Raw genomic sequence first — 15,235 nt, 5'->3', positions numbered from 1 at the left:
TAGGACATCGTCAGGCTCTTATCCCAGCCCAAAACCCCCAACAGCTCACCCTGTTGGGGGTTTTGCTTTTGCAAACAGGCTATCTCACAGACCAATCGTGGATCGCCGTGTAGCCAACGTCTCGTATCTATTGCTTCGGGTAGCTGTGGCGGGCAACTTGAAGTACAGACAGCCCAGAATCACATATGGCTTCAGGCGGGACCAAAAGCACGGTGCGCGCTTAGCAGTTGACCAATCGTTTCCCATCAACCCGCAGGCTTCCAGTTCCCACCAGCTCTGCAATCAAGCCATCCAGCCACTCTCTCAAGGATTGGTCATTTCCATAGCGCCCGTGCAGAAGGCCGAAATAGGTCACGTCTGTCGCCCAAGCACATAGGGCCTGTCGGCTAACTTCCTGAAGCTCAAGTAGTTTGAACTTGAGGAGAACTTTCGCGGCGTAACGCCCGTGCTTCGCTGGCGAATGGATAAAGCCATCCAAGCGTTTGCGGGCGATGCCGAGCGATCCGGAGAGATTCGTGAAGACCGGTCCGTGCCCCGGAATGACCACCTTCGGGGCCAAACACTCGATTAGATCAAGGGTGGCGCCAACGGCGTCGAAGGCATGAATGCCCTCAAGTTCGGGAAAGACAACACCAAAACCGTTTTCCCAAAGCGCATCCCCAGAGATCAGGATGCCTTCTTGCGGTGAGAAAAGGACTACGGAATGGGGGTCATGGCCCGGCGCGGCATGAACTTCCCACATCATCCCGCCCAACTCCTGCTCAGACCCGGGCACAAGTGTGCGATCAAATAGAAACTGGGGGCAGGACTGGCCTGTAGGAGCATAGGTCAGCGCAACTTCGTCCCAGTGCAGCACCTCCTCTGCATGTCCCGGAGGAATGAAAGTCTCCAGCCCAGGGAAGCTAGATTGCAAAAGAGAATTCCCACCGCAATGGTCTGAATGAAGGTGTGTGTTTACTAGCCGCTCGAGCGGCCTCTTTCCGAGTGCGTTGCGCACCAAAGACAGCGTCTGGCCAGAATGGGAGCAGTAGCCGCTGTCGATGAGCGTGGCCGGACCGTTACCGGTCAGCAGCACATTATTCGCAGAGAGCCAGCCTCGTTCAAAAACTATGACACCGTCGGGAAGCATGCGCCTGACTACTTTCCGGCGCGCAACTCACGGCGCAAGATCTTGCCTACGTTGCTTTTCGGAAGTTCGTCCCGGAATTCAATGTATTTGGGAACTTTGTACCCGGTCAGGTTCTCCCTGCAGTACCGCGACACATCTTCCTCGGTCAATAAAGGCGTGTCCTTGACGACATAGATCTTGATCGATTCCCCTTGCATCGCGTCGGCCACACCGATCGCTGCGCACTCAACAACTCCAGGGCACATGGAGATAACGTTCTCCAACTCATTCGGGAACACATTGAAGCCGCTCACGATAATCATGTCCTTCTTTCGATCGACAATTCTCACGTAGCCCTGCAAATCCATGATGCCGATATCCCCAGTCCGCATGAAACCGTCGGCTGTGAAGGCCTTGGAAGTTTCGGCATCTTGGTTGAAGTAGCCGGTCATGACGTTGGGTCCGCGAATGCAGATTTCCCCTGATTGCCCCGGTGCTTGGTCGGCTCCGTCATCGTCTTTGATGGCGATATCGATTCCGGGCAGTGGTAGACCGATCGTTCCCGAGAACACAGTCGCCGTGACGGGATTGTTGGTGCCGATCGCACAGGTTTCGCTCATGCCCCAGCCCTCGACCATGGCGCAGCCCGTGAGCTTTTGCCATTGCTTGGCTGTCCCTTCGGACGCGGCCATTCCGCCAGCCTGGGACACACGAAGATGTGAGAAGTCGACCGATTTGAATTGGGGGTGTTGCATGAGGGCGTTGAATAGGGTGTTCACCGCCGGCAACATGTGAAAGGGCCGCTGCTTCAGGGTCTGGATAAACTTGCCAATATCGCGGGGATTGGGTACCAAAGTCAGGTGCGATCCCCAGCGAATAGCGAGCAAACACAGGGTCAGCGCAAAGATGTGATAGAGCGGAAGCGCGGCTATGCTGTTGATTCGCCGGACATCGCCAACTTTGGTCAGCGCAGGTGTGAACCATGCCTCTGCCTGCAAAATGGCAGCCACGATATTTCGATGCGTCAAGACAGCGCCCTTCGACAGACCCGTCGTACCCCCGGTGTACTGGAGGAATGCGATCGAGTCTAGGGACTGAGGGAGGGCCTTCAGTGCCAGAGTTTCGCCTTCAGCGAGGGCCTTCTTGAACGGCGTGACGGTCCGACCCTCCGTGCGGGGGAGCCTGAATGAGGGCACCATCCGGGCAAGGTGGCGTACCGCAAATGTGATCCATCGCCCGAACCAAAAGCCAAGTAGATCGCCCATAGAGGCGACAACCACATGTTTGACACTGGTCTGATCAATCACCTCTTCCAGTGTGTGCCCGAAGTTCTCCAGTATCACTATCGCGGTTGCGCCAGAGTCCTTCAGTTGGTGCGCGAGTTCCCGTGAGGTGTAGAGGGGGTTGACGTTCACGCAGGTGTAACCGGCTCGAAGCACGGCTGCCATGGTCACAGCAAACTGAGGAATGTTGGGCAGCATGATCGCCACCCGGCTCCCGGCTGGGAGCCCTTTCGACTGCAGCCAAGCGCCCAACGCCTTGGAGTGGGCGTCTAGCTGCCCGTAGGTCATCCAGCGCTCCATGCACACCGAGAAGGGACGGTCGCGGTGCCTCACGAAAGAGTCTTCGAGTAGCTCGCCCAATGACCCAAATTTCTCGGGATCAATGTCGTGCGGAACGCCCTGCGGGTAGCTATTGAGCCAGTAACGATTTGTCTGCTGCATGGAGCAGGATTGTCACCATCCGATCGAAACCGCATTACCGGGGTTCTCCTAGTGCCGCACCCCCCGTGCACAATTGCGAGTGAGAGCCGGCCGCACACATCACCCCCCTTCACTCAGTCTTCGCCGTGGACACCGCCTTGGCCCCCTGGGCCTCACAGTCTCTTGTAGCTCGGTTCCAGCGCCTGGGGCTTTTTTGCCAGGTGGCCGTCGCTGCAGTTTCGGGTGGACTGCTTTGGCCGGACCATCCCTGGCTTGCTGGGGTAGTCGGTTTTTCGGTGCTTCTGCTTCCTCTTCCCGTTCTCGGCCTCGAATTCTTGCTTTTGCGCCGCGTGGGCAGGGCGGATCCGGTGCCACTGCCCGGCTGGCCAGTGCTGGTGAGCGCGTGGGTCACTGAATCGGCGCATTACCTTCGGGTGTTTTGCTGGCAACAGCCCTTTCGCTGGCGGGCCATCCCCGATCGGCTGCAGGGCGAAGGTATTCGAGGGCGCCGGGGCGTCGTATTGGTGCATGGCTTCTGTTGCAACCGTGGGTTTTGGAATGACTGGATGCAACGCCTGACGCGCGAGAACAGGGCCTTCGTTGCTGTGAATCTCGAGCCCGTTTTCTCGTCGATCGACGGTTACGTTCCGATTTTGGATCACGCGCTTTCCCGGGTGGAGGCAGCTACAGGACTCCCGCCATTGCTCGTTTGTCACAGCATGGGCGGACTGGTGGCCCGTGCATGGCTTGAGAAGCATCGCGCGGGAGGCGCATACCGCCACGATCCTGTCTTCCGGGTTGTGACGATCGGTAGCCCCCATCACGGCACATGGCTAGCCCGCTTCAGCCATACGGCGAACGGGCGACAGATGCGGGAGGGCAGCGACTGGATGGAGGGCCTTCAGGCCTCCTGGGCGGAGGGGAGCGCGGGCTTGCCGCCCCATCGCTTTACCTGCTGGTATTCGAATGCCGACAACATCGTGATGCCGCCCTCGTCTGGCACCCTTCGCGGCGCAGACAATCGGCTGGTCCAGGGTGTCGGGCATGTGGCACTGGCTCAATGGCCTGAGGTCATCGAGGGCACACTGGCCTATCTTGATGAAGGCACCTAGCTGTTTTGCTCGCAACTGCGGCCGCAGGAATCCGCATCACGGAGGCATGCAGTCTTTTTGAGGGCGAGCCTCGATTGATCATGACCGAAACGCGGGAGCCGACGTCTTTTGCGTCACCTCGAGTTGATTGGGCAGACGCCATCTGGCGCTCTTCTCCAAGCCGAAGAGCCTCAACCTACGGCCAGTTTGGAGTGTTCGTTCTTGTGCGTGATGGCGGCCAGGCCGCGGAGCATCTGGGCCTACCGCCTGTCAATCTCTAGACCCGCGTTAGCGACCTGCTTAGGGACCAAATGGCGGGTGCCGATGACCGACTCAAGAAACAGGCCAAGACGATCTGGAGGTTTTTTGAAGACCCTTCAGTAGGCCGGGCGGAGGAAAAGGGATCCCATCGAATGGGCTGTGACATCACACTGATCTTCCGGTCGCCAGAGGGATACCGGTGCCCCTTCTCCGTCCTGACACTTGATTGGGCTATCCTACGCATTCAACAACAACAGCATGTCCTGCTCCCCACCTAGTGGCTGACCCACACCCTGCGCGCCAACTCGCCGAAAAAGAAGACAAACGCACCCTGCTACAAAGGCTTGTTGAATTCCTTCACCCGGGCCCCGATACCAAGGCGGATCTCTACGAAACCCTTGCGGACGCCGAGGACAACGAGGTCATCGGCGCCGAGTCCCGGGCCATGCTGGAGGGTGTGATCCGGATGGCTGATCTCACCGCAGGCGATGTGATGGTGGCGGCGCCCCGGATGGATCTGGTCGATATTGACGCCCCTTACGAGGAAATTCTTCACCTCGTGATCGACACGGCGCACTCACGATTCCCGGTTTACGAGATCGACCGCGAAAACATCATTGGCATCCTCCTCGCCAAGGACTTACTCAAGTTGCAGCGCGCGCCCGAACTCAACTTGCGGGCGCTCCTTCGCCCTGCAGCCTTCATCCCCGAGAGCAAGGGCCTCAATGATCTGTTGCGGGAGTTTCGTGGCAACCGCAATCATCTGGCTGTCGTGGTCGACGAATTCGGCCGTACGGCCGGTTTGATCACGATCGAGGATGTTCTCGAGCAAATCGTTGGCGAAATCGAAGATGAATTTGATGAGGCCGAAGACGCAGGAGACATCTTCAGCCTGGCGGACCAGACATTTCGTGTCAGCGGCGACACGAGCATTGAGCGGGTCGAGGAGGCTTTCGGCGTGAGGCTGATTCCCGCCGAGATCGACGAGGCAGAACCCCGGTTCGACACGATCGGGGGCCTCATCGCCCACGACATGGGGCACGTCCCCAAACGTGGCGAGCGGCATGGCCTGGCCGGCTTGGAATTTGTGGTGCTTCACACCAAGGGGGGCGCGGTGCGCTGGTTCAAGGTTTCACCAGCGAGCCCTGAGGAGGCGCGTTCTTGATGGTTCTGCCATCGTGAAAGGTGGCATGGCGCACGGCCTTCTCGCCCAGGCCTGGACCCGAGGACTTCTGGCGCTGCTCGCCGGGGGCTTGCAGGCCCTTTCGATTCTGATCCCCTGGACCGGTGAGCCGGCCTGGTGGCTGCAACTGGCCTCACTTGTTGTACTCGTTGCCCTGGTGGCTCGTTCGCGGCATCTTCGCGAGGCAGCCGCTCTGGGCTTCGCCTTTGCGCTTGCCTGGTTGGCCGGCAGCTGGTGGTGGCTCTTCACCTCGCTGCATGTCTATGGCAACCTGCCCGCGCCGCTGGCAGTAGCTTCCGTACTGGCTCTGGCGGGCAGTCTCGCCCTTTATTACGCAATAGCAACCGCCTTGGCCTGGCGTCTCGGGGTTTCCGTCCAAATTGGCGGCTCGGCCCGACCCCGAGCAGTAGTCTGGCGTTTGCCACTGGTCTTCGCCGCGGCGTGGCTGCTAGCAGAGCTAGCCCGCGGGCAATGGCTGACCGGTTTCCCTTGGGGCGCGGGCGGATACGCGCATGTGGACGGACCGTTGGTGGTACTCGCGCCCTGGGTGGGTGTCTACGGGATCGGATTTGTTGCGGCCCTGGCTGCCGCTGCTCTCGCTCAGTTCCTGACTGCGCCTCGTTCCAGTTTCGATCCTCCGACGGCCGATCTAGTGCGCAGGGCCCCTGCCCAGGGCCATTGGTTGTGGCTTCCCCTAGGGGCCCTGGTGACCCTACTTGGAGCTCTGTGGCTGGCGCCCGCCGGCGACCAAGCGCTGGCCCCTCAGGTGTCTCAGGCGGCGCCACCCCTGCGGGTTGCCCTTTTGCAGGGGAACATCGCGCAGGACGAAAAGTTTCGCCCAGGCAGCGGCATCCCGCTGGCGCTGGACTGGTATGGCAGGCAGATGGTCGGCAGCAGCGCGCAACTGGTGATCGCCCCCGAGACGGCTATACCGCTCCTTCCGAGGGACCTGCCAGCCGGTTACCTGGATGAAATTGCCGAACAATTTCGTACCGGCCATCGCGCCTTGATGCTGGGAATTCCGCTGGGAGGAGATCGGGAGGGCTATACCAACTCTGTCATCGGCCTGCGGCCCCGCGCTGATGCCTACCGGTATGACAAGCACCATTTGGTGCCCTTCGGCGAATTCATTCCCCCATTGTTTCGCTGGTTCACCGAGCTGATGGATATTCCCTTGGGAGACTTCAGGCGCGGCGTCCTATCCCAGCCCTCCTTCCAGTGGCAGGGACAGCGCCTGGCCCCCAACATTTGTTATGAAGATCTCTTTGGCGAGCAATTGGCGGCCCGCTTTGCTATTGCGGAGGAGGCTCCCACGATCCTGGTGAATGTGAGCAATATTGCCTGGTTCGGAGACTCTGTCGCGATCGATCAGCACCTTCAGATCAGTCGCATGCGTGCCCTCGAATTGCACCGTCCCATGCTTCGAGCGACCAACACCGGAGCCACAGCCATCATCGACCACCAGGGGCGAGTGACCGCCCGCCTTCCCCGTTTGACACGGGGCGTTCTCGAAGGCGAGGTGGAGGGTCGCCGCGGCATCACCGCGTTTGCTCGCTGGGCCGGAGCCTGGGGCTTGGCGCCCCTTTGGCTGCTTGGCCTGGTATTGCTGGCTTTTGCGGGCTTTTCCGAGCGAGGCCGGGGACGGACCCCAGGCTGAACAGGCCCGTAAAATCGGGCGATGCTCACCTTTCAGCAAATCATCCTGAAGCTGCAGTCTTATTGGGATGCACAGGGTTGCGCCCTGTTGCAGCCCTATGACATGGAGGTTGGCGCAGGCACCTCGCACACCGCCACCTTCCTGCGTGCATTGGGTCCGGAACCCTGGAAGGCCGCGTACGTTCAGCCCAGTCGTCGCCCTAAGGACGGCCGCTACGGAGAGAACCCCAACCGCCTGCAGCACTATTACCAGTACCAAGTGGTGCTCAAGCCTGCGCCGGCGAACATTCTGGCGCTGTATCTCGGGTCTCTAGAGGCCCTGGGCTTCGACCTGAAAAAGAACGACATCCGCTTCGTTGAGGATGACTGGGAGAACCCGACCCTGGGCGCCTGGGGCCTGGGTTGGGAGGTCTGGCTCAACGGGATGGAGGTGACGCAGTTCACTTACTTCCAGCAGGTCGGTGGTATTGACTGCAAACCGATCACCGGTGAGATCACCTATGGCCTGGAGCGACTGGCCATGTACCTGCAGGGCGTGGACAACGTCTACAACCTGAAGTGGACCGACACCCTGAGCTACGGCGACGTGTACCTGCAAAACGAGAAGGAGCAGTCGGCCTACAACTTCGAGCACAGTGACGCCGACTTCCTCTTCATTGCATTCAATGCCCACGAAAAGCAGGCCAAGCATCTGATGGAGCAGCAACTGGCCCTGCCCGCCTACGAGCAGGTGCTCAAGGCGGCCCACAGTTTCAACCTGCTGGACGCGCGCGGCGCCATCAGCGTGACCGAACGCGCTGCCTACATCGGTCGCATTCGCAATCTGGCCCGCAGCGTAGCCCAGAGCTACTACGAGAGCCGCGAGCGCCTGGGCTTCCCCATGGCCCCGCCCGAGTGGGTGGCCGAAATGACCAAGAAGGCGGCCTGAGCCCATGACGAATTGCGCCCCTCTGCTCGTCGAACTGTTCGTCGAGGAGCTCCCGCCCAAGGCCCTGAAGAAGCTGGGTCATGCCTTTTCCGGCGTGCTGCTGGAGCAGCTTCAAGCCCAGGGGTTGGCCCCTGGCGATGCCCATCTGACTTCTTTCGCCTCTCCGCGGCGACTGTCCGCGCATATCACTTCCGTCGCAAGCCAAGCCGCTGACAAAGCGGTATCGCAGAAACTGATGCCGGTCACGGTGGCATTGGATGCCGCCGGACAGCCTACCCCAGCCCTGCTGAAGAAGCTCCAGGCACTCGGGGCCGATGCGAGCGCCGTCCCTGGCCTCAAGCGTGCGCCCGATGGCAAGGCCGAGGCCTTGTTTTATGAGAGCACGCAGCGTGGCGCCACCCTGGCCGAGGGGCTGCAGAAGGCGCTGTCCGAGGCCATCGCCAAGCTGCCTATCCCTAAGGTCATGACCTATCAGCTGGCCGACGGGTGGACCGACGTGAAGTTCGTTCGTCCCGCCCATTCCCTCGTTGCCCTGCACGGAGACCAGATCGTCCCTGTCGAGGCACTGGGCCTTCAGGCAGGCAGGACGACTCAGGGGCACCGCTTCGAGGCCGCCCAGGCGGTGGTGACAATCGCGAATGCCGACGCCTACGGCGACACCCTTGAGCGCGAAGGCGCGGTGATCGCCAGCTTCGAGGCCCGGCGCGCCGAGATCACCCGCCAGCTGGCCGAGGCCGCGGCCCGTGTGGGCGGCGGCGCCCGCCCGATTGAGGACGAGGCGCTTCTCGACGAGGTCACTGGCCTGGTCGAGCGGCCCAACGTGCTGGTCTGCGAGTTCGAGCCGCAGTTCCTCGAAGTGCCGCAGGAGTGCCTGATTCTCACGATGAAGGCGAACCAAAAGTACTTTCCCCTGCTGGACCCGCAGGGGCGCCTGACCCATCGCTTCCTTGTGGTGAGCAACATTCGCCCGCAGGACGCCAGCGCCGTTATCGGCGGCAACGAGCGGGTGGTGCGTCCGCGCCTGGCCGACGCCAAGTTCTTCTTCGACCAAGACCGCAAGCGCCCGCTCTCTGCACGCGTCGAGGGTTTGGCCAAGGTGGTCTATCACAACAAGCTAGGGACCCAGGGCGAACGCAGTGAGCGCGTGCGCCAGCTTGCGGTGGCGATCGCCGCACGCCTGGGCGGCGCCGCGCTCGTCCAACCTGCCGAAGAGGCTGCCCGGCTGGCCAAGGCCGACCTGCTCACCGACATGGTTGGCGAGTTCCCTGAGCTGCAAGGGACCATGGGGCGCTACTACGCTCAGGCCGATGGCCTGGCCCCAGAGGTGGCGGATGCGATCGAAGATCACTACAAGCCGCGCTTTGCCGGCGACAGCTTGCCGCGCGGCCTAGTGGGCCTGGTGGTGGCGCTGGCGGACAAGTTGGAGACCTTGGCGGGCCTGTTCGCCATCGGTCAGCTGCCCACCGGAGACAAGGACCCGTTCGCACTGCGCCGGCATGCCTTGGGCGTGGTGCGCATGCTGATGGAGCGCGACCTGCCCCTGCCCCTGGGAGAGCTGCTCACGCAGGCTGTGGCGCTGTTCCCCCAGGCCGGCGCGGAGACGGGCGCGCAGCTGTCTAACTTCTTCTACGAGCGCCTTGCCGGCTTGCTGCGCGAGCAGGGCTACTCAGCCCAGGAGGTCGACGCGGTGCTGGCGCTGCAACCCCAGCAGTTGGGAGACGTTGCCAAGCGCCTGGCCGCGGTGCGGGCCTTTGCTGCCCTTCCTGAAGCGCCAGCCCTGGCCGCGGCCAACAAGCGCATTGGCAATATTCTCAAGAAGGCCGACGGTCCGGTGGATGCCCATGTGAGTGCGGGCCTGCTGCAGGAGCCCGCCGAGAAGGCGCTGCACGCCGCGATGGTCGAACTGGCGCCCAAGGCCCAGGCGCGTTTCGATGCTGGCGACTACACAGGCTCGCTGCAGATGCTGGCCGCCCTGCGCGCGCCCGTGGATGCCTTTTTTGACGGCGTGATGGTCAACGCTGATGCCATAGACCTGCGGCTGAACCGCCTGGGGCTGCTGGCCACCTTGCACAAGGCGATGAACCAGGTCGCCGACTTGTCGCGCCTCGCGGCCTGAGCGCAGGGATAGCAAGCGCATGAAACTCGTCATTCTTGACCGCGACGGAACGATCAACGTCGACAGCGACGAGTACGTGAAGTCCGCGGATGAATGGGTGCCGCTTCCTGGCGCGCTTGAGGCCATTGCGCGCTTGAACCATGCGGGCTGGCACGTCGCAGTCGCCTCTAACCAGGCGGGGCTCGGACGTGGCTTGTTCGACGTCGCTGCGCTCAATGCCATGCACGCCAAAATGCACAAGCAGCTGGCAACCTTGGGTGGACGGATTGATGCGGTTTTTTTCTGCCCTCATGCTCCTGAAGACCAATGTGGCTGTCGCAAGCCGGCCCCCGGTTTGTTCCAGCAGATCGGTGAGCGTTTTGGCGTCGACCTCGCCGGCGTTCCGGCCGTTGGTGACAGCGCGCGTGACCTTCAGGCGGGCGCCGCTGCGGGCTGCGAGCCCCACCTGGTACTCACCGGCAAGGGGAGCGTCTACCGGCAACGCGCCCTGCCTGAGACCTTCCCTGTAGGAACCCGGACGCACGAGGGCCTGGCCGCTTTTGCCGAGTACCTGATCAATCGTTCAGCCTCCTCACGTTGAGGCGGCCGCAGTCCCCGCACCCCACGTCATGCTGAACTTGCTTCGATCTGTCCTGCACATGCTGTGGTTGGTGATCACCTTGATGCCGTGGGGGACGGCAGTCATCTTGCTGTCGGTGGTTATCCGGGGCGCTCCCCTTTACTGGTTCGCCGTGGTCTGGTTGCGCATGGTGATTTGGGGTGCGCGCTGGATCCTGGGCATACGGGTGAATGTCATCGGGATGGAGAACTTGCCAGACGGCAATACCAGTGCGGCCGTCCTCCTGGCGAAGCACCAGTCTGCCCTCGAGACTTTTCTCCTGCCAACGCTGATGCCGCACCCGCTGGCTTACGTCTTCAAGAGAGAGCTGCTGCATGTGCCTTTTTTCGGTTGGGCCATGGCTCGCCTGGACATGGTGCATATCGACCGCAGCCAGCGCGCAGCCGCCTTCACCAGGGTGGTTGACCAGGGCAGACGCCTGCTCTCGCAGGGGGTGTGGGTCATCATGTTCCCCGAGGGCACGCGCACCCAGCGCGGCGTCAGTGGCAATTACAAGAGCGGCGGCACCCGGCTCGCCGTGGCGACGGGTGCGCCCGTGATCCCGATCGCCGTCACTTCGGGCAAGGTCTGGCCGCGCAAGGCGTTTATCAAGCGCCCAGGGACGGTGGATGTGTCGATTGGTCGCCCCATTCCGACTGTGGGGCGCGACCCGGATGATCTGCTGCGCGAGGTGGAAGGCTGGATCGAAGCCGAGATGCGCCGGCTCGACCCCGAGGCCTATGTTGCGCCGTCCGCGCCAGCCGCTGATGAACAAGTTCCTGCAGCTGGCGCTTGATTTTTTGGATCCGCCGGCACGCGCGGAGCCAGCTTTGCCAGCGAAGGGCTTGCTGTCAGGCCCTTCCAACTCGGCAGGCCCGTTAGCTCCCGCCGTACCTGCCGCCACCCTGGACCAGGTTCTCTCACCGGCCAGCTTTGATCACCCCCGCGCCAACCGGCAATGCCGTCTGGGGTCGACGCAGGTGGCCTACGAATTCAGGCGCGCCCGCCGTCGCAACATCGGATTCGTGGTCGGCGCAGAGGGCCTGACCGTGAGCGCGCCCAAGTGGGTGCCGCTCTACGAGGTCGAAGCTGCGATCCAGTCCAAGGCCAGCTGGATCCTGCGCAAGCTCGACGAGATGCGCGAACGTGGTGAGCGACTCGAGACGGCGCGCATCGACTGGCGCGACGGTGCAACTTTCCCGTTCCTGGGCGAGCCCGTCATCGTCGTGCTCGACCCGCGCCAAGGGGCGGCAGGCGGCGGTCTGTTGCGCACCGACCTGGAGTCTCTACCCGGTGTGACCCGGCAAACACTGCACCTGGGGCTGTCGCAGTCCGCGAGCGCCGCCCAGGTGCGCGATGCAGTTCAGGCTTGGCTGATGCGCCAGGCGAGCCGGGTGTTCACCGAACGCATGGAGCATTACGCCCCTTTGCTTGGCGTGCGTTGGAAGAAATTGAGCCTCAGCAGCGCCAGCACCCGGTGGGGCACAGCCAGTGCGGACGGCGGCATCCGCCTCAACTGGCGTCTGATTCACTTTCGCCTGTCAGTGATCGACTACGTGGTCGCTCACGAGTTGAGTCATTTACGGGTCATGGATCACAGCCCGCGCTTCTGGGACACGGTGGCGTCCGTTGTCCCCGACTACCAGGTGCTTCGCAGCCAGTTGCGGGACGACGCGCTGCCGCCCTGGTGAGCTGGTGTCCGCGCCTCTGAATCAGCCCGCCGCGCGAAAGCGCCAGATCCGGTCTGTGCCGAACTCGCGCAGAAGACGGCCCTCGTGCCAGAGCAGGTTCAGGTGGGCGAGCGCCTCGCCCATGGCGATCGGCATCTGGTTGACATCAAGGGCGCGCTTGAACATCAGCGGCAGCAGGTCGGCTGCCGATTGGGGTGACTCGCGACAGACGGCCATGACTTCGGCCAGCCGATCATCGTGGTGTGCGTGCAGCTGCCCGATGCGGGGATGCAGGCCAACGAACGGCTTGCCATGCGAGGGCAACACCAGGGTCTGCGGCGACAACGGCAGGTACTTGTCGATGGACGCCAGGAAGTGGCGCAAGGGGTCGGCCTCGGGTTCGTCTTCGTGAACGCTCACATTGGTGGAAATCCGGGGCAGCACCATGTCGCCGGCGATCAGTACACCCAAGCTCTCGCAATACAGTGCAATGTGCTCCGGTGAATGACCACGTCCGCTGATGCACCGCCAGTTGCGGCCGCCGATTTGGAGGGAGTCGCCTTCTGCAAGCCGGCGGAAGGTGCGCGGCAGCGCTGGAACCAGGCTGGTGAAGTAGGGGGGGCGCTCTCGCAAAGCCTGCTGTTTCTCCGGGTCTGTCAGGCCATGCGCGGCAAGGAAGCGCAGCAGCGGCTCGCCGCCAAATCCGTTGACGCGATCGCAGCCGACTCGGGCCACGAGGAACTCTGTGCCACTCATCCAGAGGCGGCATTCGTGGTCGGCGTCACTCCAGCGTTCGCATATCCAGTGCGCCAGCCCCACATGGTCCGGGTGCATGTGGGTCACGATCACCCGCAGGACAGGCAGTCCCTGCAACTCGTTGGCGAACACGGACTCCCACTGTTGTCGGGTTTCGGGCCGGTCAATGCCGCAGTCGACGATCGTCCAGCCCTCGCGGCCGTCCAACTGGTCCCTCAGCAGCCACAGGTTGATGTGGTCCAGCGTGAACGGCAAGGACATCCGGATCCAGCGCACGCCGGGCGCGAGCTCCCGGGTCGAGCCGGCTGCCGGCATATCGTCCCCCAGAGGGTAGTGGAGGGCGCTTTCCTGTGGGTTCATGGTGTGAGAGTGAAGACCGTCTCAGGCAGAATTCCGTTGACGTTGACGTAAACGTCATATGTAATCGTCCATTCTAGGCACGTGCCTCGCAAGGCGCTGTCGCATGTCATACACCCATGGCCACTTCCCAGACCTTCTCGATCAGCGACCTGGCAAAGGAATTCGACCTCACCACGCGGGCCATCCGCTTCTATGAGGACATGGGGCTGCTCCAGCCACAGCGCGCCGGGCCAGGCGGACGCACCCGCCTCTACAGCGCACGTGACCGGACGCGGCTCAAGCTCACGCTGCGTGCCAAGCGCCTGGGCCTGTCGCTTTCCGAGGCTCGGGAACTGATCGACATGTATGACTCGCCGCGCGACACCGGCCCGCAGCTGCGCAAGTTCCTCGATATTCTGGCGCTTCACCGGCGCCAACTCGAGGACCAGCTGGCCGATCTGCAGGCCAATCTGGATGAAGTCCGCACCCATGAAAAAGAGGCGCGAGCGCTGCTGGCGAGGACAGAACCTGTAGGCCGAGGTGCCAAGGGGGGGGCCTTGGCCACCTAACGGGCTTTCCATGTCACCCTCTGACCTCCAAGTCTCCGCCTTCATCACAAACCCCTCCCGGAGACAGCCATGAACATGCCCGGTCTCAATTTCCAGCTTGGCGAGGACATTGACGCCCTGCGCGACGCTATTCGAGAGTTCGCCCAAGCTGAAATTGCCCCGCGCGCAGCGCAAATCGACCGCACAGACCAGTTCCCCATGGACCTTTGGCGCAAGATGGGCGCGCTGGGCGTGCTAGGCATCACCGTCTCCGAGGAGTGGGGTGGCGCCAACATGGGTTACCTGGCGCACATGGTAGCCATGGAGGAAATTTCCCGGGCCTCCGCCTCGGTGGGCCTGTCCTACGGCGCGCACTCCAACCTCTGCGTCAACCAGATCAAGCGCAACGGCACCCAGGCGCAAAAAGACAAGTACCTGCCCAAGCTGATCTCCGGCGAGCATGTGGGCGCACTGGCCATGAGCGAGCCAGGCGCTGGCTCTGACGTCATCTCGATGAAGCTCCGGGCCGAAGACAAGGGAGGCTATTACCTCCTCAACGGCAACAAGATGTGGATCACCAACGGCCCCGACGCCGACACCCTGGTGGTCTACGCCAAGACGGAGCCCGAGATGGGCGCCCGTGGCGTCACCGCCTTCCTGATCGAAAAAGGCATGAAGGGCTTTTCCATCGCGCAAAAGCTCGACAAGCTGGGCATGCGTGGCAGCCACACCGGCGAGCTGGTGTTCCACAACGTCGAAGTGCCGGCAGCCAACATCCTTGGCGCCGTCAACGGCGGCGCCAAGGTGCTGATGTCGGGCCTGGACTACGAGCGTGCGGTGCTGGCCGCGGGCCCAATTGGCATCATGCAATCGGTGATGGACAACGTGGTGCCTTACATCCACGACCGCAAGCAGTTTGGCCAGAGCATCGGCGAGTTCCAGCTGATCCAGGGCAAGGTCGCCGACATGTACACGGTGCTACAGGCCGGCAGGGCCTTTTGCTACACCGTCGGCAAGAACCTCGACATGCTCGGCACTGAGCATGTCCGGCAGGTGCGCAAGGACTGCGCCTCGGTCATCCTCTGGTGCGCCGAGAAAGCCACCTGGATGGCCGGCGAGGGCGTTCAGATCTTCGGTGGCAACGGCTACATCAACGACTATCCGCTGGGGCGCCTGTGGCGCGATGCCAAGCTCTACGAGATTGGTGCCGGCACCAGCGAGATCAGGCGCATGCTGATCGGCCGCGAGCTGTTCGCGGAGACCCTGTAAACACGCCAG

General features: G+C 62.4%; 13 protein-coding genes. 10 read left to right on the top strand and 3 right to left on the bottom strand.

Annotated features, from left to right (window positions below):
* Positions 1-220 precede the first annotated feature (220 nt).
* Both QE494_RS12915 and QE494_RS12910 read right to left on the bottom strand, forming a co-directional pair.
* Positions 221-1,129 (bottom strand): MBL fold metallo-hydrolase, encoded by a 909-nt coding sequence (locus QE494_RS12915; protein WP_300043842.1) that lies wholly within the window; start codon positions 1,127-1,129, stop codon positions 221-223.
* An 8-nt stretch (positions 1,130-1,137) separates the two neighbouring features.
* A complete protein-coding gene (locus QE494_RS12910; RefSeq protein WP_300043841.1) occupies positions 1,138-2,832 on the bottom strand; it encodes an AMP-binding protein in 1,695 nt (564 codons plus the stop codon).
* A gap of 125 nt (positions 2,833-2,957) precedes the next feature.
* On the opposite strand from QE494_RS12910, the gene QE494_RS12905 reads away from it, so the two are divergent.
* The 8 genes from QE494_RS12905 (at position 2,958) to QE494_RS12870 (ending at position 12,335) form a co-directional block, all read left to right on the top strand.
* On the top strand, positions 2,958-3,923 hold the full coding sequence (locus tag QE494_RS12905) for a triacylglycerol lipase (protein ID WP_300043840.1): 966 nt from the start codon (positions 2,958-2,960) through the stop codon (positions 3,921-3,923).
* 517 nt (positions 3,924-4,440) lie between these two features.
* Positions 4,441-5,328 carry an HlyC/CorC family transporter gene (locus tag QE494_RS12900; RefSeq protein ID WP_300043839.1) on the top strand — a complete coding sequence of 296 codons (888 nt, stop codon included), beginning with the start codon at positions 4,441-4,443 and terminating at the stop codon, positions 5,326-5,328.
* A 25-nt stretch (positions 5,329-5,353) separates the two neighbouring features.
* Positions 5,354-7,003, top strand: coding sequence for an apolipoprotein N-acyltransferase (gene lnt / locus QE494_RS12895; protein ID WP_300043838.1), 1,650 nt, complete (start codon positions 5,354-5,356; stop codon positions 7,001-7,003).
* A gap of 21 nt (positions 7,004-7,024) precedes the next feature.
* Positions 7,025-7,930 carry a glycine--tRNA ligase subunit alpha gene (glyQ, locus tag QE494_RS12890; RefSeq protein WP_300043837.1) on the top strand — a complete coding sequence of 302 codons (906 nt, stop codon included), beginning with the start codon at positions 7,025-7,027 and terminating at the stop codon, positions 7,928-7,930.
* A 4-nt stretch (positions 7,931-7,934) separates the two neighbouring features.
* The gene (gene glyS, locus QE494_RS12885; RefSeq protein ID WP_300043836.1) at positions 7,935-10,046 is read left to right on the top strand and encodes a glycine--tRNA ligase subunit beta; all 2,112 of its coding nucleotides are present in this window, start codon (positions 7,935-7,937) and stop codon (positions 10,044-10,046) included.
* A 19-nt stretch (positions 10,047-10,065) separates the two neighbouring features.
* Positions 10,066-10,626 carry a D-glycero-beta-D-manno-heptose 1,7-bisphosphate 7-phosphatase gene (gene gmhB / locus QE494_RS12880; protein WP_300043834.1) on the top strand — a complete coding sequence of 187 codons (561 nt, stop codon included), beginning with the start codon at positions 10,066-10,068 and terminating at the stop codon, positions 10,624-10,626.
* A gap of 31 nt (positions 10,627-10,657) precedes the next feature.
* On the top strand, positions 10,658-11,440 hold the full coding sequence (locus QE494_RS12875) for a 1-acyl-sn-glycerol-3-phosphate acyltransferase (RefSeq protein ID WP_300043844.1): 783 nt from the start codon (positions 10,658-10,660) through the stop codon (positions 11,438-11,440).
* Entirely contained in the window at positions 11,412-12,335 is a 924-nt protein-coding gene (locus tag QE494_RS12870; RefSeq protein ID WP_300043843.1) for a M48 family metallopeptidase, read from the top strand. Before QE494_RS12875 ends, QE494_RS12870 begins: the two co-directional genes overlap by 29 nt.
* A 21-nt stretch (positions 12,336-12,356) precedes the next feature.
* Here the strand turns inward: QE494_RS12870 and QE494_RS12865 are convergent, their stop codons facing one another.
* Positions 12,357-13,430 (bottom strand): MBL fold metallo-hydrolase, encoded by a 1,074-nt coding sequence (locus QE494_RS12865; RefSeq protein ID WP_300043833.1) that lies wholly within the window; start codon positions 13,428-13,430, stop codon positions 12,357-12,359.
* A gap of 116 nt (positions 13,431-13,546) precedes the next feature.
* On the opposite strand from QE494_RS12865, the gene QE494_RS12860 reads away from it, so the two are divergent.
* Together QE494_RS12860 and QE494_RS12855 are read left to right on the top strand one after the other, a co-directional pair.
* The gene (locus tag QE494_RS12860; protein WP_300043832.1) at positions 13,547-13,978 is read left to right on the top strand and encodes a MerR family DNA-binding transcriptional regulator; all 432 of its coding nucleotides are present in this window, start codon (positions 13,547-13,549) and stop codon (positions 13,976-13,978) included.
* Between the two features lie 69 nt (positions 13,979-14,047).
* Positions 14,048-15,226 (top strand): isovaleryl-CoA dehydrogenase, encoded by a 1,179-nt coding sequence (locus tag QE494_RS12855; protein ID WP_300043831.1) that lies wholly within the window; start codon positions 14,048-14,050, stop codon positions 15,224-15,226.
* Positions 15,227-15,235: the final 9 nt, after the last annotated feature.

Source organism: Ramlibacter sp., assembly GCF_029866045.1.
Classification (GTDB): Bacteria; Pseudomonadota; Gammaproteobacteria; order Burkholderiales; family Burkholderiaceae_C; genus Ramlibacter.
The sequence above is the reverse complement of the archived record's forward strand: the minus strand, read 5'-3'. Positions and strand labels throughout refer to the sequence as shown.

Bases quoted from the DNA above. Each gene is read 5' to 3' on its own strand.
- QE494_RS12915 (WP_300043842.1), bottom strand. From the start codon at position 1,129: ATGCTTCCCGACGGTGTCATAGTTTTTGAACGAGGCTGGCTCTCTGCG.
- glyQ (WP_300043837.1), top strand. From the start codon at position 7,025: ATGCTCACCTTTCAGCAAATCATCCTGAAGCTGCAGTCTTATTGGGAT.
- QE494_RS12855 (WP_300043831.1), top strand. From the start codon at position 14,048: ATGAACATGCCCGGTCTCAATTTCCAGCTTGGCGAGGACATTGACGCC.
- QE494_RS12870 (WP_300043843.1), top strand. From the start codon at position 11,412: ATGAACAAGTTCCTGCAGCTGGCGCTTGATTTTTTGGATCCGCCGGCA.
- QE494_RS12860 (WP_300043832.1), top strand. From the start codon at position 13,547: ATGGCCACTTCCCAGACCTTCTCGATCAGCGACCTGGCAAAGGAATTC.
- QE494_RS12910 (WP_300043841.1), bottom strand. From the start codon at position 2,832: ATGCAGCAGACAAATCGTTACTGGCTCAATAGCTACCCGCAGGGCGTT.
- glyS (WP_300043836.1), top strand. From the start codon at position 7,935: ATGACGAATTGCGCCCCTCTGCTCGTCGAACTGTTCGTCGAGGAGCTC.
- QE494_RS12865 (WP_300043833.1), bottom strand. From the start codon at position 13,430: ATGAACCCACAGGAAAGCGCCCTCCACTACCCTCTGGGGGACGATATG.
- lnt (WP_300043838.1), top strand. From the start codon at position 5,354: ATGGCGCACGGCCTTCTCGCCCAGGCCTGGACCCGAGGACTTCTGGCG.
- gmhB (WP_300043834.1), top strand. From the start codon at position 10,066: ATGAAACTCGTCATTCTTGACCGCGACGGAACGATCAACGTCGACAGC.